The following is a 25524-nucleotide window of genomic DNA, read 5'->3' as shown; positions in this document are numbered from 1 at the left end:
GTTACCGGGAGAGGGCATCCCGCACGGCCTCCTCCGACCGCCCGACCACCGCCGTGCCGTCCTCCGCCGTGATGATCGGGCGCTGGATCAGCTTGGGGTGCTCGGACAGGGCCTTGATCCACCGGTCGCGCGAAGTCTCGTCCCGCGCCCACTCCTTGAGGCCGAGCTCCTTGGCGGCGGCCTCCTGAGTGCGCGTGATGTCCCAGGGCTCGAGGCCGAGACGGTCGAGTACGTCCCTGATCTCGTCCTCGCTCGGTACGTCCTCCAGGTAGCGGCGGACGGTGTAGTCGGCGCCCTCGGCGTCGAGCAGGCTGATGGCGCTGCGGCACTTCGAACAGGCCGGGTTGATCCAGATTTCCATGTGGCCCACGGTACCCCTGGGAGTCCCCGAAAGGCCTTGTGGCCAGGGGCGATTGTCAGTGCCGGGCGGTACACTAGAAGAAGTGTTCGAGGGTGTTGGGGGGTAGCCGAAGCCCCCGTTCCAACGCCCTCACCGCGACAGGAGGATGCCTGTGCCCGCTGCCGCACTGAAGCCGAAGCCGACCCAGTCCACCGCCAAGCACCCCGTCCTGCTCGACCTGCCGTACGACCCCGTCGAGAAGCGTCCGCTGCCGCCGGGCCGGCCGCGCGAGTGGTACGTCACCCACAACCGCCGCCTGAAGGCGATGCGGCTAGCCATCGCGCTGCTCGACTTGGGGGTGTACATGCCGAACCAGGCCCGCAACGAGACAATACGGAGCACGGCGGAGGTGATCGGGGTCCATCCGCCGTCGGACACGACGTGCCACATGGTGCGGGCGCTCATGCGGTATACGCGGTGAGCGTGGCGCCGGGTGCCGTCTCTTGTGCGGCGCCCGGCGTTGTCGTTGCCGTCGTATGGGGGCTGCCGCCCCCATACCCCCGCTTCGGCCCTTAAGGGGCCTCGTCCTCAAACGCCGGACGGGCTGAGGTGCCGGACCGGCGCTGAAAATGGCCCCGCCAACTCAAACTACCCCCGCCAACTCCTTCTCCAGCGGCGTCCTGAACCGTGGCGTCACCTTGGTCGCCCCTATCCACGCCCGCAGCCGCTCCGCCTCCACCGCGATCGCCGCCTCCGCCTCCCGCCCCACACCGTCCGTGTCGAGCAGCCGCCAGGCGATCTCGCCGTCGGGGCGCTGGGCCCACCCGCCGACCACCCGGCCGTTCCACCACACCGTCGGCCCCACGTTCCCGCTGTAGTCGAACAGCGGCGGGCGCAACTCCGGTGCGAGATACCAGTCCCGCTCCCGCCAGCCCATCGCCGTCGGATCCAGCGCGGGCAACAGCGCGGCCCACGGCCGGTCGGGCCCGGCCACCGGCTCGACGTCACCGTCGACGACGTACCCCGTGCCTTCGTCCAGCGACACCGCCTGCGCGCCGATCGCGGCCAGCGCACGCCGTACGTCCGTGACCTTCCAGCCCGTCCACCACTTCAGGTCGGCCTCCGTGGCCGGTCCGCACACCGCGAGCCAGCGGCCGAGCAGCGCCGACTGCGCCTCGGCCACGTCGAGTTCGGGGTGCGGCGGCGCCACGGCCCAGCGGAACTGGCTGGACGTCCACGAGCCGAGCGGCCGCCCCCGTACGACCTTGCCCTCCACGCCCAGCACCCTCAGCAGCCGGGTCGAGACGGTGTGCATGCCCTCGTAGCTCTTCCCGGCCGCGTACACCCACTGTTCTCTCAACCGCGGTTCGTCCTCGGCGAGTTCGGCCGCGGTGGCCTGCCCGCGCCGCTCCAGGGCGGCGAGCGCGGACTCCTCGACGTCCTTCAGCCAGGCCGCGTCCGGTGCCCCGGCCTTCGCCATGTCCTTGAGCAGCGAGGCCCGTTCGCGTCCGGCGACCGTGAGCCCGGTCGAGGCGTGCACGACGGCGGTCAGGTCCGTCGGGAACACGAACACGGTGTGCCGCATGCCGTGCATACGCACCAGCGACCGGTCCCGGTACAGCGCCCGCTCGGTCTCCGGCACCGTCTTCGCCGCGTCCGCGAGCCGCGCGCCCACGGCCAGATGCACCGTCGCCGGATCCGACCCGTGCAGCGCGACCAGCGTGCCTGCGACCTCCTCCGGGCTCCCCGCCCGCGCCACCGGAGCCAGCCGCTGCCGCAGCGCAAGCCGCGCCCGCCGCTCCGCGACCCCGACGTACCGCACCTCATCGACCATCCCGACCTCCCCGTCACACCACCCGTGACCCCATCTTGCAGGACCCCACTGACAACGGACCGCCGAGCGAGATCTCCCGCGGACCCGCTCGCCCGCCCGCAAGGCGCCCTGCCCTGCCGTCGCCCGACCGGCGTGCCAGGGCCGCGCCCGCATCGCCCGACCCGCCGAACAGCCCCGACGCCCCCGCGGGCCCCGCCTGCAAGGCGCGCCCTTCCCCACCAGCCCGGCCCGCCGGACATGCCCCCGACGCGCCCGTCACCCGATCGCTGCCCCCGGCATGCGCGTCCTCACTCGCGCGCCTTCACTGCGAGCAAGAGGCGGTGGGAGCCGGGCGGGGGATTCGAGGCGGTGGAACCGGGCCGCCCAGTCGGGCACGGTCGGCAGCGGGAGGCGTCATGGGCAGTTGCGGCACGGGTCGGTGGAAGCGATGACCACGCCCGTGGCCCGTGCCGAGGTCGGCAAGGCCGCTCGCAAACGCATGCCCCGTTCCGCCCACGGCCACTGGATCCCGCCCGTCGACCGGCCCGATCCCGTTGCCGTACTGGAGCGGCAGGGCCGTGACCGGCTGCCGGAGCTGCTGCCGATCCGGTACGGGCGGATGGCCGCGTCGCCGTTCGCGTTCCTGCGCGGCGCCGCCGCCGTGATGGCCGCCGACCTCGCGGCCCGGCCGCACACCGGGCTGACCGTGCAGCTGTGCGGCGACGCCCACCTGCTCAACTTCGGCCTGTACGCCTCCCCGGAGCGGGCCCTTCTCTTCGATCTCAACGACTTCGACGAGACGTTCCCCGGCCCCTTCGAGTGGGACGTCGAACGGCTGGCCGCCTCCGTCGCCGTGGCCGGCCGTGCGAACGGGCACGCCGACGCGAAGGTGCGCCGCGCCACGCTGGAGGCAGTGGCCGCGTACCGGACCGCGATGCGGCGGCTGGCCCGGCACGGCGAGCTCGCCGTCTGGTACGAGCGCATCGACGCCGAGAGCCTGCTGCCCCTCGTCCGCTCCGCCCGCCGTCGCGGACAGGTCGAGTACAGCCTCACCCGGGCCCGCCGCCGCACCAGCCTGCAGGCCGTCGGCAAGCTCACGGAGGTGGTCGACGGGCGCCGCCGGATCATCCACGACCCGCCGCTTCTCGAACCCGCGGGCGCCTCCGACATGGCCTCCCTGCGCAAGATCTTCAGCGATTACCGTTCCACCCTCTCCGAGGAGCGCCGTCTGCTCCTGGACCGCTACCGCTTCGTGGACGCCGCCCGCAAGGTCGTCGGCGTCGGCAGCGTCGGCATGCGCTGCTTCGTCGTGCTGCTCGCCGGGCGGGACCAGGGCGACCCCCTGTTCCTGCAGATCAAGGAGGCGCGCAGGTCCGTACTGGAGGAACATCTGCCGACCGGGCCGTACGTCCATCCCGGGCATCGCGTCGTCGCAGGTCAGCGGCTGCTGCAGGCGGCGAGTGACATCTTCCTGGGGTGGATGAGCGGGCCGCAGGGGCGGGCCTTCTACTGGCGGCAGCTGCGCGACATGAAGGGCTCCGCGGATGTGGCGGGGATGAGCCCGGCCGACCTCCTCGGCTACGCCCGGCTGTGCGGCACCGCCCTGGCCCGCGCCCACGCCCGCTCCGGCGACCGTATCGCCATCGCCGCCTATCTGGGCGGCGCCGACACCTTCGAGCAGGCCGTCACCGACTTCGCCCTCGGCTACGCCGACCAGACGGTGCGGGACCACGCGGCCCTGGGCGCCGCGGTCGCCGCCGGTGTGGTCGCGGCGGCACCCGAAGTGTGACTTCCGGGCCTACGCTGAGCGAGTGGAGCCTGCCACCGCCCCTCCCGCCGACGGCTTCGAGGCCGTCGCCGTCGCCTCCTCGGCCGGCGGTATCACCGGCCTGGTCACCGTGCTCGGCGCCCTGGACGCCGACCTGCCGGTGCCGGTCCTGGTCGTCCAGCACCTGGACCCCCGCCACCGCACCGTCATCGCGGAGGTCCTGGGCCGCCGTACGCCGCTGCCGGTGAAGCTCGCGGCGGACCACGAGCGGACCCGGCCCGGCACGGTCTACATCGCGCCCCCCGACCGGCACCTGCTCGTCCGCCCCGGCGGCAGGCTCGCCCTCACCGACAGCGAGTTGGTCCACTTCGTCCGGCCCTCCGCCGACCTGCTGTTCGAGTCGGTCGCGGGGGCGTACGGGCCACGGGCCATCGCCTGCGTGCTCACCGGGACCGGGCGGGACGGTGCGATGGGTGTGGACGCGGTCAAGTCGCGGGGCGGCACCGTGATCGTGCAGGATCCGGCCACAGCGGAGTTCAGTGGCATGCCGGAGGCGGCGGTGGGTACGGGCACAGTGGACTTCGTGCTACCTCTGGAGGAGATCGCCGCGGTGATCCGCGGGTTGGTCGAGACCAAGAGGCAGTAGCAGAGAAGTGGCGGCAGCTATGGGTGACGGACAGCCGGACCTGGAGACCGACGAGGAACTGGAGGAACTCCTCGGTTTTCTCCGGGACGCCCGCGGCTTCGACTTCACCGGCTACAAGCGGTCCTCGCTGGGCCGCCGTATCCGCAAGCGCATGGCGGACGTACAGGTGCTGACGTACGGCGACTACCGCGACCGCCTGGAGGCGAATGCGGATGAATTCAACGCCCTGTTCAACACCATCCTGATCAACGTCACGTCGTTCTTCCGCGACCCGGACGCCTGGACCTTCCTGCAGCGTGAGGTGCTGCCCGAACTGCTTGCCCGGGGCGGGTCCGACGAGGAGATCAGGGTCTGGAGCGCGGGCTGCTCCAGCGGCGAGGAGGCCTACTCGCTGGCGATCATGTTCGCCGAGGCGCTGGGCCTTGACGAGACCCTGGAGCGGGTGAAGATCTACGGCACGGACGTGGACGACGAGGCGCTGCGCGACGCCCGGTCCGGCCTGTACGCGGCGAAGGCGCTCGCGTCGCTCGAGCCCGACCTGCGCGACAAGTACTTCGAGCAGAACGGCGCCCGTTTCGGGTTCCGCCCCGACCTGCGCCGCCGGGTCATCTTCGGCCGTCACGACATCACCCGCGACGCCCCGATCTCCCGCCTCGACCTGCTCGTCTGCCGCAACACGCTGATGTACTTCAACGTCGAGGCGCAGACGCAGATCGTCGACCGCTTCCACTTCGCGCTCGGCGAGGGCGGCTTCCTCTTCCTCGGCAAGGCCGAGATGCTGCTCAACGACGCCGAACGGTTCTCGGTCATGAGCATGCGACAGCGGGTGTTCCGGCGCCGGCCGGGCGAGGCCGCGCCGCCGTATCAGCCCGCTCCGGTGAAGATCAGGACGGGTATGAGCGGCGAACTCCACTCGGTGGCCCGCCACCGGCAGCTGCGCGACCTCATCCTCGACGCGAGCCCGAGCGCCGCCGTGGCCGTCGACTCCGACGGCTCCGTCCTGCTCATCAACAGCCACGCGCGCGTGCAGTTCGGCCTCACCGCCAACGACATCGGGCGCCCCTTCCAGGACCTGGAGATCTCCTACCGCCCCGTGGAACTGCGCTCCCTGATCGAACAGGCCACGCACGAGCGTCGCACCCTGCGCGTCAACGGCGCCGAGCGCCGGACCGGCGACGACGTCCAGTACTTCGACATCCTCGTCCAGCCCCTGAACGGTTTCGACGGACTGACCGCCGCCACCAACATCACCTTCAGCGACGTCACGGTCACCACCCAGCTCAAGGCCGAGATCAAGCGCGTACGCGAGGATCTGGAGACCGCGTACGAGGAACTCCAGTCCACAAATGAGGAGTTGGAGACGACCAACGAGGAACTCCAGTCCAGCATTGAGGAACTGGAAACCACGAACGAGGAACTCCAGTCCACGAACGAGGAGTTGGAGACGACCAACGAGGAACTCCAGTCGGGCAACGAGGAACTGGAGACCATGAACGAGGAGATGCGGGTCCGCAGCGAGGAGCTGGATGAGGCCCGCACCTTCCTGGAGGCCGTGCTGACCTCCATCGCCGCCGGAGTCGTCGTCCTCGACCAGGGCCTGAAGGTCAAGAGCTGGAACCGCGGCGCCGTCGACCTGTGGGGCCTGCGCCCCGACGAGGTCCTCGACCAGCCCTTCTACAGTCTCGACTTCGGGCTGCCCACCGAGAAGCTGCGCGAGACCATCCAGCGCTGCGTCGATACCGGAGTGCGAACAGAGCAGGTGCCCGTGGCAGCCGTCAACCGGCTGGGCCGGGCCATCACATGCCTGGTGCAGTGCAGCCCCTTCGACGCCCGCAACGGCGGCGTCGTGCTCCTCATGGAAGAAGGCCGGAACAACAGCTCCCGGTGACAGGCCGGGGCGTAGGCTTCCGGTATGGCCACCGGAGGCGGGTCCTCGGACCCCACGGCTTCCGCGGAGCGCAGAGCCGCTGCGGCGCGCGCCCGTTCCGCGCACGAGACGAGCAGCGCCGATCAGCACGAGGCCCTCGCCAAAGGTGCGGCCACCGAAGTGGGCAGGGACGTCCACCTGCGGATGGCCGCCGTCCACCGTTCCACGGCAGCCTGTCACACGGCCGCGGCCCGGCTCCACGAGGACTACGCGATACGGCTCGCGGGCTGGGCCGGCGCGACGAACACTCCGCGGCCCCTGTTCATGACGGGCGTCGCGGCGGCCTGCGGCACCAGGAGCGCCGCCCTGACGCTGGTCGGAGCGACCTTCGACCAGCTCTCCCTGGCCGCTTCCGACGAACCGTCCCGTGCCGCTCAGGAGCTGGAGTTCCTGCTCGGCGAGGGCCCGGCCCGGGACGCGACCAGCCAGGCCCGTGCGGTGACGGCGGTCGGCTCGGCGCTGACCGACCGCTGGCCCGGCTACGGACCTGCGGTGACCGAGCTCGGCATCGATGAGGTGACGGCCGTACCGCTGAGCATGTCGGGTACCTGCGTCGGCGCCCTCACGATCTTCGATCCGGCGCCGCGCCTCGCCGGCTCGGACACCTTCGCCGAGGTCGCCGACGTCCTGACCCGCACCATGATCCTCAACCCGGAAGGCGACCCCGAGCTGTACGGCGGCACCGACCTGCGCGCCATGGTGCACCAGGCCGCGGGCATGGTTTCCGTGCAACTCGACTGCCCGGTGGCCGACGCACTGGAACTGATCAAGGCACGTGCCTTCACCGAGGGCACTTCGGCACACGCCGTGGCAGAGCGAATCCTGCGCGGTGAGCTACGCCTCGGCTGAGGCGGGGTAACCGAGACCTATGTCCGAGAGGCCGAGGTCCGAGAGGTGAGGAAAGCTCATGACCAGGACCGCGTCACAGCAACAGCTGGCGAACGCGTTCGTCGACCTCGCCGCGAGCGTGGTCACCGACCCTGCCGATCCGACAGGACTCCTCGCGGACCTCGCGGCCCACGGATCCGTGCTGCTCGACGACTGCTCCGTGATCGTGCTGTACGCCCCCGACGAGCGCACCCCGACCCAGGTGGCCGGCACCGGCGAGGAACTGATGCTGCTGGCGCGCGACGCCGCGGACTGGGGCGAGGGCCCGGGCCTGGAAGCCCGCCGCACCGGGCGCCCGGTGTCGGACACCGCCCTTGACGGTGAGCGAGCCCGCCGGGACTGGCCGCGCTACACGGCCCGGGCCGTGGAGCTGGGCTACGGACGGGCCGCCGCCCTGCCCCTGCACGTCGGCGACGACACCCTGGGCGCCCTGGTGCTGCTGGGGCCCGGCGGCACACAGCTGCGCCCCGAACTCCTGGAGCTGGGCCAGGCCCTCACCGACGTGGCCGGCTGGACCCTGGAGCGGGCGCGCCGGCTGTACCAGAGCCGCGCCCTGGCCGAGCAGCTGGGGCATGCCCTGACCAGCCGTATCGTCATCGAACAGGCCAAGGGCACGCTCGCCGCCCGCCTCTCGATCTCGGTCGACGAAGCCTTCCGCCTGCTGCGCTCCCACGCCCGCTCGCATCGCCGCCGCCTGACGGAGGTGGCCCGCGAGGTGGTGGAGCGGCGACTGGAGGTGCCCGCGGAGTAGACGGGGCGCGGAAAATCAGATGCACGGTGAGTGATCGCGTCCGTACTCTGGACACACGTTGCGGAGCTGCCCACCACCGCTTTCCGCAGGACAGGCATCACCCTGCGGACTCGGGGCTACTCTCTACGCACCGACGGACGGACGCCCATCCCCCAGCGCCCCGTCGGGACGACACACCATCACCGCTCATTCATCCACGCCACACGGAGGCCCGTCATGGGCACCATCGTCATAGCCGGGACCGCCGTCCTGGTGCTCTTAGGAATCGGAAACCACGTCTGGTGGCTGGCCGCGGTCGCCGTGCTCTTCCTGTACCTGCAGTACGGGCGCAGCGGCGCCGGCGGCGGCTCTGCCTCGCAGCCCCCGTCGTCGGGGGGATCCTCGTCGGGGTCCATGCCGACCACGTACAAGGCCTACCGCGACCGCCGTGACAAGCAGGCGAAGTGGGACCGCCGCTACCGCCGCGAGCGCCCCCTGGAGTCGCGCCGCCAGGAGCGCGAGAAGAGCAACTGAGACGACCTGAACCGCTGGTAGGCGCCGCCGGTCACAGTCCCGGCGCGCCCCACACCGGGAACCAGCGGCTCAGGTCCTGCTCCATCCGCAGGTCGTCGGCGAGCGCCGCCTTCACCTGCAGTTCCAGCGCGTTGTCGCGCCGCTGCCCACCGCCGGGCAGCGGCGCGAACGGGTAGAACGTGCCGCGCTTGTAGAGATAGACCAGCGCGAGCCGCCTGCCCCCCTCGCCCTGGAAACCGGCCAGGGAGCACAGCAGCTGCGGCCCGAAGCCGTTGACCTCCATCGAGCTGTTCACCGCGTGCAGATCGTTGACCAGCTCGGACAACTGCTCGGGGGAGCGGCGGGAGAGCAGCCAGGAGTAGCCGAACTCGTCCTGCTTGAGCTCCACCGGAGGGCCGTCCCGGTCGGCGTCCGCGTCCAGCAGGGCCTGGACCTCCCGGTGCGTCTGCTCGAAGGCCGAGCCCTCGACCGTGGCGAAGCACACCGCGCCGGTGCCGGTCGGCGTGAAACCGGCCGCGGCCTCGAGGGTCACGGCCGCCGACGGCAGCGCGAAGAGCCGGTCGAGATCGGGCAGGACCGGTTTTGTACGGCCGAGCAGAATGTCCAGGAGCCCCATGTCACCCCTTTCCGGGAGTTGTCGCCTCACCCAACTCGGCGGAGATCCGCCCCAGTTGGTCGAGCCGCTGCTCCAGGCTCGGGTGCGTGGAGAAGTACCGCTCGATGCCGGGCTCCTTGCCGGTCGCCGGGGTGAAGTAGAAGGCGTTGAAGGCCTGCGCCGTCCGCAGGTCCTTGGTCGGGATCCTGGCGATGTCGCCGGAGACCTTGGTCAGCGCGGAGGCCAGCGCCGAGGGCCGCCCGGTGAGCAGCGCCGCCGCCCGGTCCGCGGCCAGCTCCCGGTACCGGGACAGCGCCCTGATCAGCAGGAAGCTGATCGCGTACACGGCTGCCGACACAGCCATCACCGCGGCGAAGACGGCAGCGGTGTTCTGATCCCGCCGTCCCCCGCCGAACAGCTGGCTGTAGAAGGCGAACCGCACGATCAGCCCCGCGATCACGCCGAGGAACGACGCGATCGTGATCACGGCGACATCCTTGTGCGCCACATGCGACAGCTCGTGCGCGAGCACGCCCTCCAGCTCCGCGGGCTCCAGCCGCCGCAGCAGCCCGGTCGTCACACACACCACCGCATGGTCGGGATTGCGCCCGGTCGCGAAGGCGTTCGGCATGTCCATCTCGGACACGGCGACGACGGGCTTGGGCATGTCGGCGATGGCACACAGCCGGTCCACGACGGCATGCAGCTCGGGATACTCCTCGCGCTCCACGACCCGCCCGCGCATGGCGAACATCGCGATCCGGTCGGAGAACCAGAACTGCGCGACGAACATCGCCGCCACCAGTACCACGACCAGCAGCCACGACTTCAGCAACACGATCAACGCGGCGACGAACGCCACGTACAGCAACCCGAGCAGGAACATCGTGACCGTCATCCGCACGGTCAACCGCCGGTCGCTCCGGAAGCGGCTCTGCATCTGCCTCACCCCGCAGTCAGGCACTCGTCCCACTGCAAGTGTGCACCCGGCCGGGCCCATGAGGTGGTTCCGATCGGCCCTAGGAGCTGCAAAACGTCCCTGTGTGTCCCTGTGAACGGCCACAGCTCGGCAAAGCTGCTAGTACGGCGCCCGGAACTGCGCGTACCCCAGCAGCAGGATGATCGCGGCGACGCTGCCCAGCACGATGGCCGTCGACACCCACGAGGACCGGCGCGGCGCCGCCGGCTCGGGATCCGCACGGAACGGCTGCGGCCCGGGCGGGTTCTCCTTCCACCGCGCGGCCAGCATCCGGGCCCGCGCCGAGGGCTCCTTGTGCTCGGCGTCGTCCGCCCACCTCAGGTCGAACTCGCGCTCGTGGTCGTCGTGTTCGTGTTCCGGCATCCCGTCCACCCCCGTGTCGTGTCATCGGCAGAATAGAACATACGCCCGCGCCCCCGCTGTCGGTACGACAGCGGGGGCGCGGGCGCAGTGCCTGGGGCAGGCGTCGATCACACGTCGAAGTAGAGCTCGAACTCGTGCGGGTGCGGACGCAGCTGCAGCGGAGCGATCTCGTTCGCGCGCTTGTAGTCGATCCACGTCTCGATCAGGTCGGACGTGAAGACGTCACCGGCGAGCAGGAACTCGTGGTCGGACTCGAGACGGTCCAGGACCGCCGGGAGCGAGGTCGGGACCTGCGGGACGCCCGCGTGCTCCTCGGGGGCCAGCTCGTAGAGGTCCTTGTCGATCGGCTCGGCCGGCTCGATCTTGTTCTTGATGCCGTCCAGGCCCGCGAGCAGCAGCGCCGAGAAGGCCAGGTACGGGTTGCCGGAGGAGTCGGGCGCACGGAACTCGACGCGCTTGGCCTTCGGGTTGGAGCCCGTGATCGGGATACGCATGGCCGCGGAGCGGTTGCGCTGCGAGTACACCAGGTTGACCGGCGCCTCGAAGCCCGGGACCAGACGGTGGTAGGAGTTCACCGTCGGGTTGGTGAAGGCGAGCAGCGACGGGGCGTGCTTGAGGATGCCGCCGATGTAGAAGCGGGCGGTGTCCGACAGACCCGCGTAACCGGCCTCGTCGTAGAACAGCGGGTCGCCGTTGGCCCACAGCGACTGGTGCACGTGCATGCCCGAGCCGTTGTCGCCGAAGATCGGCTTCGGCATGAAGGTCGCGGTCTTGCCGTTGCGCCAGGCCACGTTCTTCACGATGTACTTGAAGAGCTGGAGGTCGTCGGCGGCGGCGAGCAGCGTGTTGAACTTGTAGTTGATCTCGGCCTGGCCGGCGGTGCCCACCTCGTGGTGCTGGCGCTCGACCTGGAGGCCGGACGCGGCTAGCTCCAGGGAGATCTCCGCACGCAGGTCGGCGAAGTGGTCGACCGGCGGGGTCGGGAAGTAGCCGCCCTTGTAGCGGACCTTGTAACCACGGTTGTCCTCGAGGGCACCGGTGTTCCAGGCGCCGGCCTCGGAGTCGATGTGGTAGAAGGCCTCGTTCGCGGAGGTCTGGAAGCGCACGCTGTCGAAGACGTAGAACTCGGCCTCGGGGCCGAAGTACGCGGTGTCGGCGATACCGGTGGACGCCAGGTAGGCCTCCGCCTTCTTCGCCACGTTGCGCGGGTCACGGGAGTACTGCTCGCCCGTGATCGGGTCGTGGATGAAGAAGTTGATGTTGACCGTCTTGTCGCGGCGGAAGGGGTCGACGCGCGCGGTGGACAGGTCGGCGCGGAGCGCCATGTCGGACTCGTGGATGGCCTGGAAGCCGCGGATCGAGGAGCCGTCGAAGGCGAGCTCCTCGGCCGGGTCGAAGGCCTCTGCCGGCACCGTGAAGTGCTGCATCACGCCAGGCAGGTCGCAGAAGCGGACGTCGATGAACTTGACGTCCTCGTCCGCGATGAACTTCTTGGCCTCGTCGGCGTTCTGGAACATCCAGCTCCTCCTACTCCCGACCGTCCTGCCGGGGTGGTAGTTCGTTCGTGCGGCCAGTGCGGTGGCACACGCTGTCCTCGACACTAGGGACGCGTGATTTCTCGGGCGTGACCCATTTGTTTCGCACAAGTTAACCGGACCCGGCCCGGTTGACCCCACCCGTCCGTATCGCGAAACGGGCGCAGTACGGTGGACGGGTGGACAACAGGGATGCAATCGGCTCGTGGCTCTCGGGCCCCCGCGCGGCCGCAGAGGAAGCCGGTATCGACTTCGGATACCGCGGCGAGCAGCTCGGTCTGCCCGAGGAGGGGCCCGGCTCGATCGCCCGCCCGGGCCGCCGGTTCGGCGCCCTGGCCGTCGACTGGGGCCTGTGCCTCTTGATCGCATACGGCCTGATCACACACGGCTACGACCAGGCGACCGGCAACTGGGCCCTGCTCATCTTCTTCCTGCTCGGCGTCCTGACGGTCGGCACGATCGGCTTCACCCCCGGTAAGCGCCTCTTCGGCCTCCGGGTGGTCGCCCTGGACACCGGCCGCCCCAGCCCCCTGCGCGCCGTCCTCCGCACGGCCCTTCTGTGCATCGCGATCCCGGCTCTGATCTGGGACCGCGACGGCAGGGGCCTGCACGACCGGCTGGCACGCACGGTCGAGGTCCGCGTCTGACGCTCTACGAGAAAGGGGCGCCCAGATCGATCAGATCTGGGCGCCCCTTTCTCGTAGGAGGGGGAATCAACGGGCCTTCGGCCCGCCCTTCGGCAGCTTCATGCCCTTCGGCATCGGCCCCTTCGGCAGCGGCATGTTGCTCATCAGGTCGCCCATGGCGCGCAGCCGGTCATTGGTGGCCGTCACCTGCGGACCGGTCAGCACACGCGGAAGCTTGAGCATCGTGGTCCGGAGCTTCTTCAGCTCGACCTGGCCGTCGCCCGTGCCGACCATGATGTCGTGCACCGGTACGTCCGCGACGATGCGGTTCATCTTCTTCTTCTCGGCGGCCAGCAGGCTCTTCACCCGGTTCGGGTTGCCCTCGGCGACCAGGACGATGCCGGCCTTGCCGACGGCCCGGTGCACCACGTCCTGGCTGCGGTTCATGGCCACCGCGGGCGTCGTCGTCCAGCCCCGGCCGACGTTGTCGAGCACCGCCGCGGCTGCGCCCGGCTGGCCCTCCATCTGCCCGAAGGCCGCCCGCTCGGCCCGGCGCCCGAACACGATCGCCGCCGTGAGGAAGGCGAGGAACAGGCCCAGGATGCCGAGATAGATGGGGTGACCGATCAAGAAACCGATCGCGAGGAAGACACCCAAGACACTGATGCCGACAGCCGCGAGTACAAGACCGATCTTCTTGTCGGCCTTGCGGGTCATCTTGTAGGTCAGAGCGATCTGCTTCAGTCGCCCGGGGTTCGCAGCGTCCGCTGCAGGTTCCTTCCTCGCCATGCCACGAAGTCTACGTGGCCCCGGCAGCGCCGTACGACGGCAGTGCCCTGAGGGACGGGTTCAGGGGCGGGCGACGAGGGTCTGTTCCATGACGCGCTGGGCCTCGACCCGGTCCTTGGCGCGGCGGCGGTCCTCCAGGACGGAGGTCCAGGCGTTGCGGCGGGCGGTGCGCTGACCGCTGCTCATGAGCAGCGACTCGACTGCACGCAGTGCAGTGGTGAACGACGGGATTGCGGTGGCGCGAACCGGCGCGGCCTGCATGGTGGAGGTCCCCCCTCGGGTACGGGCGCTTGGTGTGGGTGTACGTGGCGTGAGTCCAGCGTCACTGATTGGTGTTACCAGGGCGTGACCGACCGGTCAAACACCAATGAAGCCTTGATGCGGTGGGCGAAAACGCTGACGCGGCCCTGACGGTGCCCTCAGCTGCGAGGACTGTCAGGACCGCGTCGAATCGGCCGTTACCAGCGAGTAGTTTCTTGTGCTCAGATTCACACGGAGAGGTGGCACTCCGTGCCATCGGAGGCGGCCGGTGCAATCGTCAGACGGCCTGCGAGGCGACGTACGCGCCTCGCTTCTCCACGGCCATCTGGTACAGGCGCCCCGCGCGGTACGAGGAGCGCACCAGCGGACCGGACATGACCCCCGAGAAGCCGATCTGCTCGGCCTCCTCCTTCAGCTCCACGAACTCGTGCGGCTTGACCCAGCGCTCGACGGGGTGGTGGCGCACGGAGGGGCGCAGGTACTGCGTGATGGTGACCAGCTCGCAGCCGGCCTCGTGCAGCTGCCGGAGTGCGTCGCTGACCTCCTCGCGGGTCTCGCCCATGCCGAGGATGAGGTTCGACTTGGTGACGAGCCCGTAGTCGCGGGCGGCCGTGATGACCTTCAGCGAGCGCTCGTAGCGGAAGCCGGGGCGGATGCGCTTGAAGATCCGGGGCACGGTCTCGACGTTGTGCGCGAAGACCTCGGGGCGGGAGGAGAAGACCTCTTCGAGCTGCTCGGGTACGGCGTTGAAGTCGGGGGCGAGCAGCTCCACCTTCGTCCGCCCGGCCTCGCGCTCCGCCGTCTGCGCGTGGATCTGGCGGACCGTCTCCGCGTACAGCCAGGCTCCGCCGTCCTCCAGGTCGTCGCGGGCGACGCCGGTGATGGTGGCGTAGTTCAGGTCCATGGTGACCACGGACTCACCGACGCGGCGCGGCTCGTCACGGTCCAGCGCCTCGGGCTTGCCGGTGTCGATCTGGCAGAAGTCGCAGCGCCGGGTGCACTGGTCGCCGCCGATGAGGAAGGTCGCCTCGCGGTCCTCCCAGCACTCGTAGATGTTGGGGCAGCCGGCTTCCTGGCAGACCGTGTGCAGGCCCTCGCTCTTCACGAGGTTCTGCATCTTCGTGTACTCGGGACCCATTTTCGCCCGGGTCTTGATCCACTCGGGCTTGCGCTCGATGGGGGTCTGGCTGTTGCGGACCTCCAGGCGCAGCATCTTGCGTCCGTCGGGTGCGACTGCGGACACGATGGGCTCCCTAGCGATTGATTCCTCGGCGACCTCAAGGGTACGCCCGTTGATTTGAAAGCCCGGCGTCGGTGCTGGCCCTCTGGGGGCTCCGCCCCCAGACCCCCGCTTCGGCCTGAACGGCCTCGCCCTCAAACGCCGGACGGGCTGAGTTATGCCGGCGCGTTCTCAATGAGGCGCGGCTTCAGTTCCGCGTTCTCCAGTACGTCCTGCAAGTGCCGCTCCGCGACCGGCAGCACCTCGGCGATCGTCACGTCCCGGCCGAGTTCACCGGCCAGGGAGGCGACGCCCGCGTCCCGGATCCCGCACGGGATGATGCGGTCGAACCACTTGTTGTCCGGGTTCACGTTCAGTGCGAAGCCGTGCATCGTGACGCCCTTGGCCACGCGGATGCCGATCGCCGCGATCTTGCGGTCCTCGCGGCGCTGGCCGGCGTTGGAGGGGGCGTACTCGGGGCCGTTCATGCGCGGGTCGAACTCCTCGTCGTGCAGACGGGGGTCGAAGTCGAGGGAGAGGCCGCCGAGTGCCGGGCGCTGCTCGACCGGGTCGCCGAGGATCCAGACGCCGCTGCGGCCCTCGACCCGGCTGGTCTCCACCCCGAACTCCGCGCACGTGCGGATCAGGGCGTCCTCCAGGCGCCGGACATGGGCCACCACGTCCACCGGGCGCGGGAGCTTCTGGATGGGGTAGCCCACCAGCTGGCCCGGGCCGTGCCAGGTGATCTTGCCGCCGCGGTCCACGTCGATGACGGGGGTGCCGTCCAGGGGCCGCTCGTTGTCCGCCGTGCGCCGTCCTGCCGTATACACCGGAGGGTGTTCGAGCAGCAGCACGGTGTCGGGGATCTCGTCGGCGAAGCGCGCCGCGTGCACCCGGCGTTGCTCGTCCCACGCCGCCTGGTAGTCGACGGCCTCGGCACCGAATCCCATGCGGACGAACCGCAGCTCACTCACGGCAAGCGCCTCCCTAGAAGGTCGTAAGGCACGAAACGCGCCTACGCCACTGTACGACCGACCGTCTTGCGTCAGCCCCGCGGCCAATCCTCACACGATCGGATGAACGAATGGCGAAGTGTGCTACCACTCGCTCACTCTCCGCTACATTCGCGCCGTTCACAGAGGCCATAAGGGCTGCTCACAGGCAATCCGGGCACAGCAGGGCCGCCAGTGGTCCCTGGGGGCCCGAAAGGCAGGAGACCGCACCGCAGATGACGGAACGACCCGCGCAGCGCACTCCCAACCGTCAGCTCGCCGCGCTCATCGCAGAAGCCGGGTTCTCCAACGCGGGTCTCGCCCGTCGAGTCGACCAGCTCGGCCTCGAACACGGGCTTGATCTGAGATACGACAAGACGTCCGTGACCAGGTGGCTGCGTGGTCAGCAGCCCCGCGGCACCACTCCTGCCCTCATCGCCGAGGTGTTCACCCGCCGCCTCGGCCGCCGCCTCACCGCCCAGGACCTGGGCCTCGACGCCTGTGCGCCGGTGTACGCCGGGCTCGAGTTCGCCGCGGCCCCCGAGGAGGCCGTCGACATCGTCGGCGGCCTGTGGCGCAAGGACTCCGGTTCGCACGCCGAGCTCCGCAAGATCGCGTTCACGCCCGCCGGTCTGGTCGTGCCCAGCCGCGACTGGCTGATCGGCCGTGCCGACGACAAGGTCGCCCGCGGTGAACAGCCCGCCCGCGTCCCCGTCCAGGGCCGCCCGGTGGTGCCCCGCCAGCGCGGCCAGGCCGAACGCGGCCCCGGCCAGAAGGTCACCGCCGGTGACATCGCCGCACTCCGCTCCGTCGGCGAGCTGTTCCGCACCCTCGACGACAAGTACGGCGGCGGCCACGCCCGCCAGGCCCTCGTGCGCTACCTGGAGCACGAGTGCGAGCCGATGCTGCGCGGCACCTACGGCGAGCAGACGGGACGCCGGCTGTTCGGTGCGGCCGCCGACCTGACCAGGCTCGCGGGCTGGACGTCGTACGACATCGCCGCGCACGGGCTTGCCCAGCGGTACTTCGTGCAGGCGCTGCGGCTCTCCCAAGCGGCGGGGGACCGGGCGTACGGCTCTTACGTGCTCGTCACCATGAGCCGGCAGGCTGTCTATCTCGGGCACGGGCGGGAGGCCGTCCAGCTCGCGCGGGTGGCCCAGCAGGGGGTCGGGACCAATGCCCCGCCCGTCGTGCAGGCGCTGCTGCACTCGGCCGAGGCGCGCGGACACGGGGTGCTCGGCGAGGTGCGCAACTGCACCGCCTCGCTGGTGCGGGCGGAGCGCGCCCTTGAGGCGGCACGTCCTGGCGATGAAGTCCCGTACTGGGCGCGGTTCTTCGACGAGGCGCAGCTTGCCGACGAGTTCGGGCATGCCCATCGGGATCTGCAGCAGTTCCGTGCGGCTGCGCAGCATGCGGAGCGGTCGCTGCAGTTGCGTGCGCCTGCGTATGCGCGGAGTCGGTTGTTCTGCCGGGTGGTTCTTGCCTCCGCCCGCCTGGGCCTGGGGGAGCTTGATCAGGCCTGTGCGTTGGGGGCGGAGGCGGCGGGGGCTGCGGCTGAGATGCGGTCGGTGCGGGCGGTTGAGTATGTGCGGGACTTTGAGCGGCGGTTGGAGCCGTACAAGGATGCGGCGCCTGTGCGGGGGTATCGCGACAAGGTCGCGGCACTGGGGTAGTTGTTCGCCGTAACTCCGACCGTCGGATGTCTGGTGCGGCGTCGTCGTGGCTGGTCGCGCAGTTCCCCGCGCCCCTAAAGGCAAAAGCCGCTTCAGGCAGCCTTTGTTGTGGGGAGGGGGTCTGCCCTGTGCATCGAACCCGCCGCCCCGAGGTCCGTCAGGATTGCCGTTGCGGCGCGGTGGGCCGAGTGCAGGGCGCCCTGGACCGTGCTGGTGTCGCGGTGGTCGCCGCAGACGTACAGGCCCGCCAACAGCCTTACGGGGCGGCGTAGGTCGTGTGGGGGGCGCATGGCGGGGACTGCCTCGGGGGTGTGGTGGACGGTGAGGGTTTCCCAGCGGGTGGTCGAGGTGCCGTAGAGGCGGGAGAGGTGCATGCGTACGGCGGTGTCCAGTTCCGGTGGGGGTGGGCCGAGGACCGTGGAAGAGATGAGGGCGCGGCCTGCGGGGGCGCGGCTGGGGTCTACTGCGCTGACGACCGCCGTGTGGGCGACCGGGCCGCTGCGGTCGGCGTCCAGGAGGAGGGACGCGCCTGTTGTCGGGGGCTCGTCCGTTGTGTGGTGCAGGACGGTGAGGGGGTGGAAGTCCGGTACGCGCAGGCCGGGCAGTAAGCCGGCTGCGGCGCGTGCGTCCGTCGCCAGGAGTACGGCCCTGCAGTGGATCTCGCCGTGTTCGGCGGTCGTGACCGCGCTGGTCGAGACCGAGGTGACGCGGACGCCGGTGTGGACCGTACCCGGAGGCAGCGCTCGTGCGAGCAGCTCCGGGAGCATTTCGGCGCCGCCCTCGGGCAGACACAGGCGCCCGCATGCGAAGGCGCGCAGGGCGAGGTCGGCGCACCGGCTGGAGGTGGTCAGGTCCGGGTCGCACAGCAGGGCGGCGAGCAGCGGGCGCAGGAAGCTGTCGATCGTGCGGGCGGGGGCGCCGCGCGCGGCGAGGGACTGAGCGGCGGGCAACTCCGGGCGGGACAGCAGGCGTTCGACGGGTGTCGTGGCGAGCCGGGACAGTGCGGTGGCCAGGCGGGCCTGGTCCACGGCGGTGCCGAGTGGGGCGGTGGCCCGGGGGGCGCTCTTGGTGGGGGCGCTCGCCAGGGCGCGTACTGCATGGAGTGCGCCCCTTGCGCCCCCTGCGCCCGGCTGAGCGCCCGCGCGGTGGTGGCGTCCGTCGCTGTGCAGCAGGACGCCCGGCGCGAAGGGGCGCAGCACCAGCGCGTCCAGCCCGGGGGTCAGCCGTAGCTCGGGATACGCCGTGGACAGCAGCTGGCCGATCCGGTCGAGCCGGAACCCGTCGACCTTCTCCGTCGACATGCGGCCCCCCACGCAAGGGGCGGCCTCCAGGACCGCGGTCGTCACTCCTGCGCTGGTCAGCCGGTGCGCCGCGGAGAGCCCGGCGACCCCGGCTCCCACGATCACGACGTCCGCCTGGTACGCGGGCTCAAGCACGTGCCCCTCCTCGAGGTTGCGCGGGCGGTGGAGACGTCATGCCCCCAACAGGCTCTGGGAATACCCGAGTTCGGGTCGAGGTTAGGGCTGTGATCGGTCAAGGACAGTCGCGCATGAACAGAGCACGGTCGCACGACGGTCGCATACGGTCAGAGTGCGGCCTTGAGTGCTCCCTCGATGTCCGGGAAGGCGAACGTGAAGCCGGACTCCAGCAGCCGCTTCGGCACCACCCGCGCGCTGCCGAGCACGTCCCCGGCCATCTCGCCGAGCACGGTCCGCAGCACGGGCGCGGGCACGGTGAACAGCGTCGGCCGGTGCAGCACCCGTCCCATGGCCGCGGTGATCTCACGGTTCGTCAGCGGGTTCGGGGCAGTGAGGTTGAACGGCCCGGACAGGCCGTCGGTGTCGATGAGATGGCGGATCGCGGCCACCTCGTCGTGCAGCGCGATGTACGACCAGTACTGACGGCCGTCGCCCATACGTCCGCCGAGGCCCGCCCTGAACAGCGGGAACAGCCTGCCCCAGGCGCCACCGCCGCGGGCCACCACCAGACCCGTCCGGGTGAACACGGTCCGTACGCCTGCCTCCTGCGCGGGTGCCGCGGCGCCCTCCCACTCCACGCACAGCTCGGGCAGGAACCCGGTCCCGGGCGGCGCGCTCTCGTCGACCGCCCGGTCGCCGGTCTCGCCGTAGTAACCCATCGCGCTGCCGTTCACGAACACCCGCGGCTTCTCGTCCAGCGCGGCGATCGCCTCGGCCAGCGCCGCGGTGCCGAGCACCCGGCTGCACCGGATCCGCGTCTTGTACGCGTCCGTCCAGCGGCGGTCGCCCACGCCGGCGCCCGCGAAGTTGACCACGGCGTCGCACCCGGCGAGCCCCGCCGTGTCCACGCTCCCGCCCTCCGGGTCCCACCGGACCTCGTCCCTCGACCGGGGCGCCCGGCGCACCAGCCGCACCACCTCGTGCCCGTCGGCGGTCAGGGACCGCACCAAGGCGCCACCGATGAGCCCGGACGCACCGGCCACCGCGATTCGGGAACGTTCCATGCCCTTCATTCTGCGCTGCGGGGGCGCACGAGCCGGTGCCATGTCCCCGGTCGGGTTTCTCCCATGGCCGCCGTAGGGTGGCGGTCATGCCCGTTCCGTACATACGCCACGCAACCCTCGACGACGAGGAGGCGCTGGGCCTTCTCGACCGTGTCACCTGGTCCCCGTTGCACAGCGTGCAGCCGCGTCCCCAGCCGCCGTACGAGCCCTTCTACAACGAGCGGTTCGGGCCCCGGGACCATCTGGTCGCCGAGCTCGACGGCGTGGTCGTCGGCTACGTCCGGCTCGGCCATCCGACGCCCCTCGCGTGCAACTCCCATGTCCGTCAGATCCAGGGGCTCGCCGTCGCCGAGGAGGCGCGCGGCGCCGGAGTCGGGCGGGCGCTGCTGCGGGCCGTGCGGGACGAGGCGCGGCGGCACGGGGCGCGCCGTCTCACCCTGCGCGTGCTCGGGCACAACACCCCGGCGCGCAAGCTCTACGAGGCCGAGGGATTCGCCGTCGAGGGGATCCTGCCCGGCGAGTTCCTGCTGGCGGGCGAGTACGTCGACGACGTGCTCATGGGGTGCAGCCTCTGACCCGCGTCATGACGTGACCAGGTCGCCCGTGTCCACCGCCGCCGTCGCGTTCGCCGCGCGCTCGGCGTCGGAGGCGACCTCGGCCGCCGTCAGGACGTAGCCCGTCTCGTTGTCGGACGTCGAGCGGGCGAAGACGACGCCGTAGACCCGGCCGCCGGTCGTCAGCAGCGGGCCGCCGGAGTTGCCGGGGCGGACGGTCGAGCGGATCGAGTAGATCTCGCGGGTCACGGTGGCGTCGCTGTAGATGTTCTGGCCGGTCGCCCGGACCCGGTTCGCGACCGTCGCCGCCTGGAGGTTGAGGTCGCCGTCCTGCGGATAGCCGGCCACGACCGCCGAGTCACCGCGTGCGGCGCCGTCGTCGAACTTCAGGACCGGCGCGGCCAGCCCGGGCACGTACAGCACTGCCACGTCCTTGTCGGGGTCGAAGAGCACCACCCGTGACTCGTACGACCGCCCGACGCCGCCGATGCGCACGCTCGGGTCGTCGATGCCGGCCACCACGTGCGCGTTGGTCATCACATGGTCGCGCGCGTACACGAACCCGCTGCCCTCGCGCCCCTGGTTGCCGGAGACGCCCTCGATCTTCACCGTGCTGCGCTTGGCCGCGTTCGTGGCGCTCGCCGTGACGCTGTCGCCGGTGGGCTTGGCGACCTGGGCCGTCGACTCGTTCTCGAACGGGTTGAAGACCTGCGGGAAGCCCGCCTGGGTGAGCGCCGAGGTGGCCCGGGAGAACCAGGTGGGCGTGGTGTCCGGCATGGAGTCCTGTACGGCACCGAGCAGCGCCGAGTCCCGGATCGCGGTCGTGACCAGCGGCGACGAGGAGGCGCCCAGGACACTCGCGGCGACCCACGCCACGATCAGCACGGCGATCGAGTTGGCCACGGCTCCGCCGACCCCGTCGGCCACCCTGAGCGGCCCCTGGTCCAGCTCCCGGCGCAGCCGCAGCGCGAGGCGCCCCGCCAGCTCGTGCCCCACCACGGCCGGGAGCAGCACGGTCAGCACCGCGGTCACCGTCGCCCGGGTCGTCCCCGCGGTCACCAGGTCCATCATCCACGGCAGGATCCACACGCCGAGCACCGCGCCGCCGACGAACCCGGCGAGCGAGACACAGCCGGCCACCAGTCCGCGCCGGTAGCCCGATGCCGCGTAAGCCACCACCACCAGCAACAGCAGGATGTCGAGCAGGTCCACGGAGCCGCCTTTCTCTCAGCACCCTTATTACGCGCGGGACGGGCTCAGTGATCAGCCACGCGGATCAGGCACGCACGCGTGGAGCCCCGATCCGGCCACGCATGCGTGCACCAGGAGAAACGTCTCGGACCAGGACGATGGTTCCACCGGGTGGCACAGCACACATCGCGGACGGAGCGGATCCGGCCGAGAGTGGGGGCATGCGTGTCCGAAGATCGCGAGGACCACGGCACGTGCGGGGCGCGCCCGCGCGGCGGAGCCGCACATCGATACGGCCCCGCGCCCCGCGTGTGCTGCTCGCCTGCCTGCCCGGACTGGCCGCCGCCCTCGGACTGGTCCTGTGCGCGGACGGCATCGGGCATCCGGCCGCGAAGCCCCGGCCGCCGGTCGCGGCCCGCCCCGCCGCGCGGCACACCGCGGCCAGGCCGCACATCGTGCCCCGGTCGGCCTGGCTGGACTCCCTCGCCCGGCACGCCCAGCCGCCCCCGCGCTACGACGACAAGGTCGTCGCCGTCTTCGTCCACCACACCGACTCGCCCAACGGCTACGACTGCGCCGACGCGCCCCGCATCATCCGCTACCTCTACGCGGGCCAGACCGGCGCCCGCCAGTGGGACGACATCGGCTACAACTTCCTCGTCGACCGCTGCGGCACCATCTACGAGGGCCGCGCGGGCGGCGTCGACCGCCCCGTCACCGGCGCCCACACCCAGGGCTTCAACCACCGCACGGCCGGCATCGCCGCCCTGGGCACCTTCACCGCGGGCGTCACCGTCCCGAAGGCCATGACCGACGCGATAGCCGCCCTCGCCGCCTGGAAACTCGGACTCGCCGACATCGACCCGCGGGCCGAGGCGCGCCTGGTCTCCAGCAACAGCCTCAGCCGCTACCGGTCCGGCACCACCGCCACCCTCCCCGCCCTCGCCGGCCACAAGGACGCGTACATGACCAACTGTCCCGGCATGGCCCTCATCGCCGGCCTTCCCGGGATCAGACAGCTGGCGGCGCGGCTGCAGGGCCGGACGCCGTAGTGGCACGGGGGCGCAGGTACGCGTCCTCACCTGCGCCCGAGATACGCCCCCAACGCCCGCTGCAGCACCTTGCCCTGGCTGCCCACCGGCAGCTTCCACTCCCCGAGGTACTCCACCGCCCGGCCGCCCGCGCCCGTCTTGAAACGGAGCCGGTTCAGCAGACGGTCCTCGGTCAGGACCGGGGTGACTGAGCGCAGGTCGTACGTCTCGGCCCCCGCCGCCCGCGCGTCGCACAGCATCCGCCACAACAGCGCGCTGCTGGGCCGCAGTTCGCGCCCCCGGCGGCCGGACGCGGCGTACGAGTGCCAGGCGCGGGAGCCGACGTTGATCATGAGCGCCGCGGAGAGCACCTCGCCGTCGTACTCGGCGAGATACAGCCGCAGCCGGTCGTCGTCCTCGGCGTTCAGCGCCTTCCACATGCGCCGGAAGTAGTCCAGCGGGCGGGACTTGAAGCCGTCGCGGGCGGCCGTCGCGGTGTACAGGCGGTGGAACTCGGGCAGGTCGGCGGCCGCACCCCAGCCGACGCGCACGCCCGCCAGCTCGGACGTACGCAGCGACTGCTCCCAGTGCGGTGCCAGCGCCCCGCGCAGATCGTCCACCGAGCGTCCTGCGAGCGGTATGTGGCAGCCGTAGCGCGGCTGGCCCAGCCCGAAGCCGCTGCCCTCGTCCTCCTCGCACCGCCGCCACCCGAGCCGCCCCAGCCGCTCCGCGACGTCCAGCGCGTACCCGTCGAGGCCGTCCGCCGGCAGATCGTGCAGATGGCGTACGTCGGGGTCGGCGATGCCCGCCGCCACTCCGGCCGCCTCCCAGTGGCGCACGACGAGGGGCGGTCCGATCCGGAGCGAGAACGCCCCGCGCTCCTCGACGTGGGCGACGAGCGGGTCCAGCAGGCGTTCCAGGCGAGGGTTGTGCCAGTCGACCGCGGGCCCGTCGGGGACGTAGGCGAGGCAGCGCCGGGTGCCGGGCAGCGGCCGGTACAGCACGAGGGCCGCCGCGACCATCGCTCTGCCCTCGAACCAACCGACGCTCTCCGCCTGCCAGTCGGGCTTCACATCGCCCCACTCGGGGATCTGCAGGTGGCTCGCGTCGGGGTACTGCCGCAGGTGGGCAAGGTGTTCCTCGCGCGTGATCTCCCTTACGTACGGGCTGGTCATGGCCTCACAGGTTTCTCTCAGCCGCCTCACGGATCTTCCTGAGGCGCTCTCCCTATCGTCATGCACACGCACTGACTGGAGGTGGGGAAGAAGTGAACAGTCACGACAGCACCACGCACAAGACCGAGGGCCGGCCCCGGACCGCCCGCGGTCCCTGGGCGGCGCTCTGCGCGGCCGCAGCCGTCGTCCTGGGCCCGGCCGCCGTCACTGCGTCCGCGCTCGACCAGGCCAACGCCGCGCCGATGTACCACGCGGTGAAGGCCGACCAGGCGCAGGCGTACATCCCGTCGGACACCGGGCGCCGGCGGACGGCCTGATCCTCAGTCGGGATCGCCGTTGACGAGTCCCAGGAACTGCTCACCGGACGGGTCGACATCCACGCCGAGTCCGTTCATGAGGCCCGCCAGCATGACGTAGTAGCCGGTCGTGGTGACGATCTCGATCACCTGCCGGTCGGTGAAGCAGGCGCGGAGAGCCGCCAGCGTGCCCTCGGACAGGGTGTGCCGGGACGCGAGCTCGAACGCCGCGGTCACCGCCGCCGACTCCGGGTCGTCGAACTCCCGCCCGGCGGTGCGCCGTTCGGCGATCGCCGCCAGTTGGGCGGGCGTCGCCCCCGCGTCCAGGGCGATCGGGTGGTGCTGGACGGACTCGTACTCGCACTGCGTACCGGTCGCGACCGCCATCACGACCAGCTCGCGCAACCGGACCGGAAGGGTCGACTCACGCAGCACGGCCAGGCCCAGCTCGATCGTCGGGCCGGTCAGCGGCGGCGCGTGCGAGAGCATGCGGAAGGCGTTGAGCGGCACGGGCAGCCGGGCGACGGCGTCGGACGGCCGCTCCGGGTACGGGATTCGAGCCATGGTCCCCCTCATTGCACGGATGTGAACGTCACTCCCGGAACCGCTCCCACAGCTTGGGGTAGCGCTCCGCCAGCACCCGCTCGTTCTCGAAGTCGATCGGTGTGCCCTCCGGCTCGGAGGCCGCGGCCGGGATGCCCAGGTCGGGGGCGACGGTCCCGGTGAGCTGCTCGTAGGCCTCGTCCGCCGCGTAGCCCAGTTCCTCCCCGTCCCCGTCGATCTCCTCGTCGAAGTCGTCCAGGAGGTCGGCCATGGAGTCCGGGTGGTGCACGGCTCCCTCGTAGACCTCCCGCCCCTGCCCGATCAGCCAGCACCGGAAGAAGTCGAAGGCGTCGTCGCTCGCCCCGTCGAGCAGGACCCAGGCGGCACCCCACAGATCCCAGCTGTACGCCCGGTTGTAGCGGGACTCGAAGTGACGGGAGAAGTCCAGGACCGTCTCCGGGTCGAGCTCCAGAAGCCGCTCCACGAGCAGGTCCGCCTGCTCCTCGGGGTCGCCCTCGGCGGCCTCGCGGGCGGCGTCCACCAGCTCCCAGAACTCCGACTCTTCCATCACGGG

28 protein-coding genes are annotated in these 25524 nt (G+C 71.0%); 12 read left to right on the top strand and 16 right to left on the bottom strand.

Features of this window, described 5'->3' with window-relative positions; all coding sequences use genetic code 11:
* Position 1 precedes the first annotated feature (1 nt).
* Complete coding sequence (locus tag ACFY10_RS02790; RefSeq protein WP_390663223.1) at positions 2–361, bottom strand: arsenate reductase family protein; 360 nt, start codon at positions 359–361, stop codon at positions 2–4.
* 151 nt (positions 362–512) lie between these two features.
* Here ACFY10_RS02790 and ACFY10_RS02785 point away from each other — a divergent pair, with 151 nt between their 5' ends.
* Entirely contained in the window at positions 513–821 is a 309-nt protein-coding gene (locus tag ACFY10_RS02785) for a hypothetical protein (protein WP_390663222.1), read from the top strand.
* 162 nt (positions 822–983) lie between these two features.
* Here ACFY10_RS02785 and ACFY10_RS02780 read toward each other — a convergent pair whose 3' ends face one another.
* Positions 984–2174: a winged helix DNA-binding domain-containing protein gene (locus ACFY10_RS02780; RefSeq protein WP_390663221.1), complete on the bottom strand. Its 1191-nt coding sequence runs from the start codon at positions 2172–2174 to the stop codon at positions 984–986.
* Between the two features lie 427 nt (positions 2175–2601).
* Between ACFY10_RS02780 and ACFY10_RS02775 the strand changes: the two genes are divergently transcribed.
* The 6 genes from ACFY10_RS02775 to ACFY10_RS02750 all read left to right on the top strand — a co-directional run bounded on the left by ACFY10_RS02775 (position 2602) and on the right by ACFY10_RS02750 (position 8646).
* Positions 2602–3942 (top strand): DUF2252 domain-containing protein, encoded by a 1341-nt coding sequence (locus ACFY10_RS02775; protein WP_390663220.1) that lies wholly within the window; start codon positions 2602–2604, stop codon positions 3940–3942.
* Between the two features lie 22 nt (positions 3943–3964).
* Positions 3965–4567, top strand: coding sequence for a chemotaxis protein CheB (locus ACFY10_RS02770; protein ID WP_390663219.1), 603 nt, complete (start codon positions 3965–3967; stop codon positions 4565–4567).
* Between the two features lie 19 nt (positions 4568–4586).
* Complete coding sequence (locus ACFY10_RS02765) at positions 4587–6455, top strand: CheR family methyltransferase (RefSeq protein WP_390663218.1); 1869 nt, start codon at positions 4587–4589, stop codon at positions 6453–6455.
* A 24-nt stretch (positions 6456–6479) separates the two neighbouring features.
* Entirely contained in the window at positions 6480–7343 is an 864-nt protein-coding gene (locus ACFY10_RS02760; RefSeq protein WP_390663217.1) for an ANTAR domain-containing protein, read from the top strand.
* A 58-nt stretch (positions 7344–7401) separates the two neighbouring features.
* A complete protein-coding gene (locus ACFY10_RS02755) occupies positions 7402–8133 on the top strand; it encodes a GAF and ANTAR domain-containing protein (protein WP_390663216.1) in 732 nt (243 codons plus the stop codon).
* Between the two features lie 216 nt (positions 8134–8349).
* Positions 8350–8646 (top strand): hypothetical protein, encoded by a 297-nt coding sequence (locus tag ACFY10_RS02750; RefSeq protein WP_390663215.1) that lies wholly within the window; start codon positions 8350–8352, stop codon positions 8644–8646.
* Positions 8647–8677: 31 nt separating this feature from the next.
* Here ACFY10_RS02750 and ACFY10_RS02745 read toward each other — a convergent pair whose 3' ends face one another.
* The 4 genes from ACFY10_RS02745 to glnA all read right to left on the bottom strand — a co-directional run bounded on the left by ACFY10_RS02745 (position 8678) and on the right by glnA (position 12100).
* Positions 8678–9262 (bottom strand): hypothetical protein, encoded by a 585-nt coding sequence (locus ACFY10_RS02745; RefSeq protein WP_390663214.1) that lies wholly within the window; start codon positions 9260–9262, stop codon positions 8678–8680.
* 1 nt (position 9263) lies between these two features.
* Positions 9264–10181 carry a zinc metalloprotease HtpX gene (htpX, locus tag ACFY10_RS02740; protein ID WP_390663212.1) on the bottom strand — a complete coding sequence of 306 codons (918 nt, stop codon included), beginning with the start codon at positions 10179–10181 and terminating at the stop codon, positions 9264–9266.
* 138 nt (positions 10182–10319) lie between these two features.
* On the bottom strand, positions 10320–10583 hold the full coding sequence (locus ACFY10_RS02735) for a hypothetical protein (RefSeq protein ID WP_390663211.1): 264 nt from the start codon (positions 10581–10583) through the stop codon (positions 10320–10322).
* A gap of 107 nt (positions 10584–10690) precedes the next feature.
* Entirely contained in the window at positions 10691–12100 is a 1410-nt protein-coding gene (glnA, locus tag ACFY10_RS02730; protein WP_390663210.1) for a type I glutamate--ammonia ligase, read from the bottom strand.
* 197 nt (positions 12101–12297) lie between these two features.
* Between glnA and ACFY10_RS02725 the strand changes: the two genes are divergently transcribed.
* On the top strand, positions 12298–12765 hold the full coding sequence (locus tag ACFY10_RS02725) for an RDD family protein (RefSeq protein WP_390663209.1): 468 nt from the start codon (positions 12298–12300) through the stop codon (positions 12763–12765).
* Between the two features lie 66 nt (positions 12766–12831).
* Here the strand turns inward: ACFY10_RS02725 and ACFY10_RS02720 are convergent, their stop codons facing one another.
* The 4 genes from ACFY10_RS02720 to lipB form a co-directional block, all read right to left on the bottom strand.
* The gene (locus tag ACFY10_RS02720; RefSeq protein ID WP_390663208.1) at positions 12832–13533 is read right to left on the bottom strand and encodes a DUF4191 domain-containing protein; all 702 of its coding nucleotides are present in this window, start codon (positions 13531–13533) and stop codon (positions 12832–12834) included.
* A 60-nt stretch (positions 13534–13593) separates the two neighbouring features.
* Positions 13594–13794 (bottom strand): hypothetical protein, encoded by a 201-nt coding sequence (locus ACFY10_RS02715; RefSeq protein ID WP_390663207.1) that lies wholly within the window; start codon positions 13792–13794, stop codon positions 13594–13596.
* Between the two features lie 277 nt (positions 13795–14071).
* Positions 14072–15037, bottom strand: a complete 966-nt coding sequence (gene lipA, locus ACFY10_RS02710) for a lipoyl synthase (RefSeq protein ID WP_390663206.1) — start codon at positions 15035–15037, stop codon at positions 14072–14074.
* Positions 15038–15189: 152 nt separating this feature from the next.
* Positions 15190–15987 (bottom strand): lipoyl(octanoyl) transferase LipB, encoded by a 798-nt coding sequence (gene lipB, locus ACFY10_RS02705; RefSeq protein WP_390663205.1) that lies wholly within the window; start codon positions 15985–15987, stop codon positions 15190–15192.
* Positions 15988–16241: 254 nt separating this feature from the next.
* Between lipB and ACFY10_RS02700 the strand changes: the two genes are divergently transcribed.
* Positions 16242–17678 carry a regulator gene (locus ACFY10_RS02700; protein ID WP_390663204.1) on the top strand — a complete coding sequence of 479 codons (1437 nt, stop codon included), beginning with the start codon at positions 16242–16244 and terminating at the stop codon, positions 17676–17678.
* A gap of 92 nt (positions 17679–17770) precedes the next feature.
* Here the strand turns inward: ACFY10_RS02700 and ACFY10_RS02695 are convergent, their stop codons facing one another.
* Together ACFY10_RS02695 and ACFY10_RS02690 are read right to left on the bottom strand one after the other, a co-directional pair.
* Positions 17771–19114, bottom strand: coding sequence for an NAD(P)/FAD-dependent oxidoreductase (locus tag ACFY10_RS02695; protein ID WP_390663203.1), 1344 nt, complete (start codon positions 19112–19114; stop codon positions 17771–17773).
* Positions 19115–19263: 149 nt separating this feature from the next.
* The gene (locus ACFY10_RS02690) at positions 19264–20160 is read right to left on the bottom strand and encodes a TIGR01777 family oxidoreductase (protein ID WP_390663202.1); all 897 of its coding nucleotides are present in this window, start codon (positions 20158–20160) and stop codon (positions 19264–19266) included.
* Positions 20161–20246: 86 nt separating this feature from the next.
* Between ACFY10_RS02690 and ACFY10_RS02685 the strand changes: the two genes are divergently transcribed.
* Positions 20247–20735 carry a GNAT family N-acetyltransferase gene (locus ACFY10_RS02685; RefSeq protein WP_390663201.1) on the top strand — a complete coding sequence of 163 codons (489 nt, stop codon included), beginning with the start codon at positions 20247–20249 and terminating at the stop codon, positions 20733–20735.
* A gap of 6 nt (positions 20736–20741) precedes the next feature.
* Here the strand turns inward: ACFY10_RS02685 and ACFY10_RS02680 are convergent, their stop codons facing one another.
* Positions 20742–21926, bottom strand: coding sequence for a MarP family serine protease (locus ACFY10_RS02680; protein WP_390663200.1), 1185 nt, complete (start codon positions 21924–21926; stop codon positions 20742–20744).
* Between the two features lie 200 nt (positions 21927–22126).
* On the opposite strand from ACFY10_RS02680, the gene ACFY10_RS02675 reads away from it, so the two are divergent.
* On the top strand, positions 22127–22957 hold the full coding sequence (locus ACFY10_RS02675; protein WP_390663198.1) for a peptidoglycan recognition protein: 831 nt from the start codon (positions 22127–22129) through the stop codon (positions 22955–22957).
* Between the two features lie 26 nt (positions 22958–22983).
* Here ACFY10_RS02675 and ACFY10_RS02670 read toward each other — a convergent pair whose 3' ends face one another.
* Positions 22984–24111, bottom strand: coding sequence for a lipid II:glycine glycyltransferase FemX (locus tag ACFY10_RS02670; RefSeq protein WP_390663197.1), 1128 nt, complete (start codon positions 24109–24111; stop codon positions 22984–22986).
* A gap of 92 nt (positions 24112–24203) precedes the next feature.
* On the opposite strand from ACFY10_RS02670, the gene ACFY10_RS02665 reads away from it, so the two are divergent.
* Positions 24204–24428, top strand: a complete 225-nt coding sequence (locus tag ACFY10_RS02665; protein WP_390663196.1) for a hypothetical protein — start codon at positions 24204–24206, stop codon at positions 24426–24428.
* A 3-nt stretch (positions 24429–24431) separates the two neighbouring features.
* On the opposite strand, the gene ACFY10_RS02660 is transcribed toward ACFY10_RS02665, so the two are convergent.
* Both ACFY10_RS02660 and ACFY10_RS02655 read right to left on the bottom strand, forming a co-directional pair.
* On the bottom strand, positions 24432–24971 hold the full coding sequence (locus ACFY10_RS02660; RefSeq protein ID WP_390663195.1) for a carboxymuconolactone decarboxylase family protein: 540 nt from the start codon (positions 24969–24971) through the stop codon (positions 24432–24434).
* Between the two features lie 28 nt (positions 24972–24999).
* A complete protein-coding gene (locus tag ACFY10_RS02655) occupies positions 25000–25518 on the bottom strand; it encodes a DUF4240 domain-containing protein (RefSeq protein ID WP_390664118.1) in 519 nt (172 codons plus the stop codon).
* Between the last annotated feature and the right edge of the window lie 6 nt (positions 25519–25524).

It is taken from the genome of Streptomyces sp. NPDC001401, from assembly GCF_042895385.1.
Classification (GTDB): domain Bacteria; phylum Actinomycetota; class Actinomycetes; order Streptomycetales; family Streptomycetaceae; genus Streptomyces.
The sequence above is the reverse complement of the archived record's forward strand: the minus strand, read 5'-3'. Positions and strand labels throughout refer to the sequence as shown.

Coding starts and splice junctions, on each gene's coding strand:
- ACFY10_RS02750 (WP_390663215.1), top strand. CDS start 8,350: ATGGGCACCATCGTCATAGCCGGGACCGCCGTCCTGGTGCTCTTAGGA.
- ACFY10_RS02755 (WP_390663216.1), top strand. CDS start 7,402: ATGACCAGGACCGCGTCACAGCAACAGCTGGCGAACGCGTTCGTCGAC.
- ACFY10_RS02700 (WP_390663204.1), top strand. CDS start 16,242: ATGACGGAACGACCCGCGCAGCGCACTCCCAACCGTCAGCTCGCCGCG.
- ACFY10_RS02720 (WP_390663208.1), bottom strand. CDS start 13,533: ATGGCGAGGAAGGAACCTGCAGCGGACGCTGCGAACCCCGGGCGACTG.
- ACFY10_RS02655 (WP_390664118.1), bottom strand. CDS start 25,518: ATGGAAGAGTCGGAGTTCTGGGAGCTGGTGGACGCCGCCCGCGAGGCC.
- ACFY10_RS02735 (WP_390663211.1), bottom strand. CDS start 10,583: ATGCCGGAACACGAACACGACGACCACGAGCGCGAGTTCGACCTGAGG.
- ACFY10_RS02660 (WP_390663195.1), bottom strand. CDS start 24,971: ATGGCTCGAATCCCGTACCCGGAGCGGCCGTCCGACGCCGTCGCCCGG.
- htpX (WP_390663212.1), bottom strand. CDS start 10,181: ATGCAGAGCCGCTTCCGGAGCGACCGGCGGTTGACCGTGCGGATGACG.
- ACFY10_RS02745 (WP_390663214.1), bottom strand. CDS start 9,262: ATGGGGCTCCTGGACATTCTGCTCGGCCGTACAAAACCGGTCCTGCCC.
- ACFY10_RS02790 (WP_390663223.1), bottom strand. CDS start 361: ATGGAAATCTGGATCAACCCGGCCTGTTCGAAGTGCCGCAGCGCCATC.
- ACFY10_RS02765 (WP_390663218.1), top strand. CDS start 4,587: ATGGGTGACGGACAGCCGGACCTGGAGACCGACGAGGAACTGGAGGAA.
- ACFY10_RS02760 (WP_390663217.1), top strand. CDS start 6,480: ATGGCCACCGGAGGCGGGTCCTCGGACCCCACGGCTTCCGCGGAGCGC.
- ACFY10_RS02685 (WP_390663201.1), top strand. CDS start 20,247: ATGCCCGTTCCGTACATACGCCACGCAACCCTCGACGACGAGGAGGCG.
- ACFY10_RS02715 (WP_390663207.1), bottom strand. CDS start 13,794: ATGCAGGCCGCGCCGGTTCGCGCCACCGCAATCCCGTCGTTCACCACT.
- ACFY10_RS02670 (WP_390663197.1), bottom strand. CDS start 24,111: ATGACCAGCCCGTACGTAAGGGAGATCACGCGCGAGGAACACCTTGCC.
- glnA (WP_390663210.1), bottom strand. CDS start 12,100: ATGTTCCAGAACGCCGACGAGGCCAAGAAGTTCATCGCGGACGAGGAC.
- ACFY10_RS02690 (WP_390663202.1), bottom strand. CDS start 20,160: ATGGAACGTTCCCGAATCGCGGTGGCCGGTGCGTCCGGGCTCATCGGT.
- ACFY10_RS02775 (WP_390663220.1), top strand. CDS start 2,602: ATGACCACGCCCGTGGCCCGTGCCGAGGTCGGCAAGGCCGCTCGCAAA.
- ACFY10_RS02675 (WP_390663198.1), top strand. CDS start 22,127: ATGCGTGTCCGAAGATCGCGAGGACCACGGCACGTGCGGGGCGCGCCC.
- ACFY10_RS02780 (WP_390663221.1), bottom strand. CDS start 2,174: ATGGTCGATGAGGTGCGGTACGTCGGGGTCGCGGAGCGGCGGGCGCGG.